Raw genomic sequence first — 969 nt, forward strand, 5'->3', positions numbered from 1 at the left:
CTGAGACAGCTTACCAACGGCTACTTGCGAAATATAAGGCATCAAATTATTAGGAATATCGTTTGGATCTTCACCAATCTGACCTGATGAATGCGCACCAACTGGATTAAAATATCTAAGTGTGATTAGGTTCCAATCACTGTCAGATACGGCTAGGTCTTCTAAAATATGCTCAACGACCAGTTTGCTTTGACCATAAGGATTGGTACAGGAGCGCTTCGAGCCCTCATCAATCGGTAACGTTTCAGGATCACCATAGACCGTAGCAGAGGAAGAAAAAACCAAGCGCTTCACGTTATACTCAGCCATCACTTCTAATAATGTAATCGTACCACTGACGTTATTATTATAATACATCAATGGCTTAGCAACAGATTCACCAACGGCTTTTAAACCCGCAAAGTGAATCACGCCAAAAAACTGATGCGTGACAAATACTTGCCTGAGTGACTCAGCATCTCGAATATCGCCTTCTATAAACTCGATTGGCTTTCCAATAAGGTTCGAGATACGATTCATAGCCTCATGACTACTGTTAGATAAGTTATCATAGACAACGATATCGTAGCCTGCTTCATGCAGAGCGATACAAGTATGAGAACCGATATATCCTGCGCCGCCCGTTACCAATATTTTATTTTTCATACCATCACTCAAAGCAGTTTTTAAAACAAAAAAAGACACCCCATTGTAGGGGTGTCTTTATGGTATATCAAGGCAGTTCTAGTAGTTAAGCAATAGGTTAAGACAGACGCCTATATTACCAACCAGTAACTTCTTTAAGCTTGTCACCTAGTTTAGATGGGTCACGTGTATACGCGATACCTGCATCTTCAAAGGCTTTAAATTTCTCTTCAGCAGTACCTTGACCGCCTGAAATGATAGCGCCAGCATGACCCATGCGCTTGCCTTCAGGAGCAGTGCCACCCAGCGATATAACCAACGACTGGCTTAGTGACATGGTCTTTG

At 42.1% G+C, this 969-nt stretch carries 1 protein-coding gene and 1 pseudogene; both read right to left on the reverse strand.

What is annotated here, in order from left to right:
• Positions 1-645, reverse strand: a 645-nt coding sequence (gene galE, locus CAN34_RS11180; RefSeq protein ID WP_089555727.1) for a UDP-glucose 4-epimerase GalE, incomplete at its 3' end; no start/stop codon positions are given.
• 115 nt (positions 646-760) lie between these two features.
• Positions 761-969, reverse strand: a pseudogene (locus CAN34_RS11185) (succinate--CoA ligase subunit alpha); the annotation flags it as partial.

This window comes from Psychrobacter sp. DAB_AL32B (genome assembly GCF_002224105.1).
Taxonomy (GTDB): domain Bacteria; phylum Pseudomonadota; class Gammaproteobacteria; order Pseudomonadales; family Moraxellaceae; genus Psychrobacter.